Annotated in this window: 3 protein-coding genes; 1 reads left to right on the forward strand and 2 read right to left on the reverse strand. The window is 64.2% G+C overall.

Features of this window, described 5'->3' with window-relative positions:
* Nucleotides 1-163 precede the first annotated feature (163 nt).
* Nucleotides 164-541 (forward strand): response regulator transcription factor, encoded by a 378-nt coding sequence (locus tag ACIQ67_RS20475; RefSeq protein ID WP_397536217.1) that lies wholly within the window; start codon nucleotides 164-166, stop codon nucleotides 539-541.
* 144 nt (nucleotides 542-685) lie between these two features.
* On the opposite strand, the gene amt is transcribed toward ACIQ67_RS20475, so the two are convergent.
* Together amt and glnK are read right to left on the reverse strand one after the other, a co-directional pair.
* Nucleotides 686-2,212, reverse strand: a complete 1,527-nt coding sequence (gene amt, locus ACIQ67_RS20480; RefSeq protein WP_397536218.1) for an ammonium transporter — start codon at nucleotides 2,210-2,212, stop codon at nucleotides 686-688.
* A 160-nt stretch (nucleotides 2,213-2,372) separates the two neighbouring features.
* The gene (gene glnK, locus ACIQ67_RS20485) at nucleotides 2,373-2,711 is read right to left on the reverse strand and encodes a P-II family nitrogen regulator (protein WP_397536219.1); all 339 of its coding nucleotides are present in this window, start codon (nucleotides 2,709-2,711) and stop codon (nucleotides 2,373-2,375) included.
* Nucleotides 2,712-2,793 lie beyond the last annotated feature (82 nt).

Consider the following 2,793-nt stretch of genomic DNA (forward strand, 5'->3'; position numbering starts at 1 on the left):
ACCAGCGGCACGTTGATGCGCAAATGCACCCAAAACCTGCTGCTGACGACGACACCGGCGTCACGAAACCTCTTCAATCGGCACCGAGCACAACCGGCGGTGCTTTGTGCAGAGCTTCCCTAGCGCTATGCTTAAGGCCTGTTGAAGCAGACATCATCACGCCATGCGAACCAGGATCCTGATCGTCGAAGACCAGGCAGATATCCGGCGCCTGATTCGTTGGGCACTTGAGGACAGCGACTACACGCTGCATGAGGCGGCCAACGGCACGCTGGCGCTGCAGTTGCTGCCCGTGCTGCTGCCCGATCTGGTTCTGCTCGATGTGATGATGCCCGGCGAGGTCGACGGCTACGAGGTCTGCCGCCGCATCCGCGCCAATCCCGCGCTGGCCAAGACGCAGGTCGTCATGATCACTGCACAGGCACGCACGGCGGACCACGATCACGCCATGGCGTCGGGCGCCGATGCCTTCCTGGCCAAGCCATTCAGCCCGGCGCGGCTGGTCGAGTTGATCGAAGAGCTGGCGAGCAAGCGCAGCTGACACACAGCGTCACGCAGGCTCGCTTGAAGCCTGCTGCCGCGCTGATGGCGCAAGCACAAGAAAAAAAGCCGCCCGAAGGCGGCTTTGAAAGAAACCGGGGGGCAGCGGACCACCGCCCCAATCCCTGATTGCTCTTTCAGAAGATCACTTGTGATAGGCCGTCTCGCCGTGCGAGCTGATGTCCAGGCCTTCACGCTCTTCGTCTTCCGTGACACGCAGGCCGATCACCAAGTCGACCACCTTGAAGGCGATCACCGAGACCACGCCCGACCAGACGATAGTCACGATCACAGCCTTGGCCTGGGTCCAGACCTGGGTCGCGATCGAATAGGCGTCCGGGGCGATCATGCCGACCGTCACCCAGTCGCCGACGGCGCTCGGGCCGCCCAGATTGGGCGAGTTGAACACACCGGTCAGCAGGGCACCGATGATGCCGCCGACACCGTGCACGCCGAACACGTCGAGCGAGTCATCCGCGCCCAGTAGCTTCTTCAGGCCGCTGACACCCCACAGGCAGGCGAAGCCGGCGATGAAGCCGATGATCAGCGCGCCGCCGATGCCGACGTTGCCGGCAGCCGGCGTGATGGCGACCAGACCAGCGACGGCACCCGAGGCGGCACCCAGCATCGAGGCCTTGCCCTTGAGCAGCGCCTCACCGATACACCAGGCCAGCACGGCAGCGGCGGTGGCAGCGAAGGTGTTGGCGAAGGCCAGTGCTGCGAAGCCGTTGGCTTCCAGCGCCGAGCCGGCGTTGAAGCCGAACCAGCCCACCCACAGCAGCGATGCACCCACCATCGTCAGCGTCAGGCTGTGCGGCGTGAAGGCTTCCTTGCCGTAGCCGACGCGCTTGCCGACCATATAGGCACCCACCAGGCCAGCGACAGCGGCGTTGATGTGCACCACGGTGCCGCCAGCGAAGTCCAGCGCACCCATCTGCCAGATGAAACCGGCCTTGGCGTTCATCTCATCGACTACGCCTGCAGCGCTGTACGCATCCGGACCCATCCAGAACCAGACCATGTGCGCGACCGGGATGTAGCTGAAGGTGAACCAGATCGCCAGGAACAGCAGCACCGCGCCGAACTTCATGCGCTCGGCGAAGGCGCCGATGATCAGTGCCGCCGTGATGCCGGCGAACGTCGCCTGGAAGGCAGCGAACACGATTTCAGGAATGTAGACACCCTTGCTGAAGGTCGCGGCATTGGCGAAGGTTCCGCCGACGTTGTCCCAGACGCCCTTCATCATCAGCCGGTCAAAGCCACCGATGAAGGCATTGCCCTCGGTGAAGGCTAGGCTGTAGCCGTAGACGAACCACAGCACGACGATCAGCGAGAAGCCGACCATCACCTGCATCAGCACCGACAGCATGTTCTTGCTGCGGACCAGGCCACCATAGAACAGCGCCAGACCGGGCACGGTCATCAGGATGACCAGCAGCGTGGCCACCATCATCCAGGCGGTGTCGCCCTTGTTGGGAACCGGTGCCGGTGCAGCAGCGGCAGAAGCCGCTTCGGCAACGGGGGCCGCAGCAGCGACCGCATCGGAGGCTGCTGCCACTACGGCAGCAGCGGCCTCGGCAACGGCAGGAGCGGACGCCGCAGCGTCCTGGGGCCAGGCGGCTGGCGCACAGGCCAGCAGCGCCAGCGCCACGCTGGCAAGTAGTTTCTTCATGAAGGATCTCCGGGATGTGTCTTGTGATCGGGTAACTCTTGGGCGATCAGCCCTTGCGCCTGTAGGCACTGGGCTCGGCCCCGACTCAGCCCTTGCGCTTGCAGGCGCCGGGCCTTCGTCGGGCGTCGCACAGTGCACAGGCACTGGGCTCGGCCCCGACTCAGAGCGCGTCCTGGCCGGTCTCGCCGGTGCGGATGCGAACCACCTGGTCGAGTGGCGAGACGAAGATCTTGCCGTCGCCGATCTTGCCGGTGCGGGCCGAGCTTTCGATGGCCTCGATGACCTGCTCGACCACGGCATCGGCAACCGCCGCCTCGATCTTCACCTTGGGCAGAAAGTCCACCACGTACTCGGCGCCGCGGTACAGCTCGGTGTGGCCCTTCTGGCGGCCGAAGCCCTTGACTTCGGTGACAGTCAAACCCTGCACGCCGATCGCGCTGAGGGCTTCACGCACTTCGTCAAGCTTGAAAGGCTTGATGACGGCAGTGATCAATTTCATGGCTATATCTCCTCGTCGCTTGAATCAGAAGCTCTTCTTGACCGACAGCACCAGGCTGGCTTTGCCCAGGTCCTTGGCACCA

This window comes from Roseateles sp. (assembly GCF_044373315.1).
Classification (GTDB): Bacteria; Pseudomonadota; Gammaproteobacteria; order Burkholderiales; family Burkholderiaceae_C; genus JACDQM01.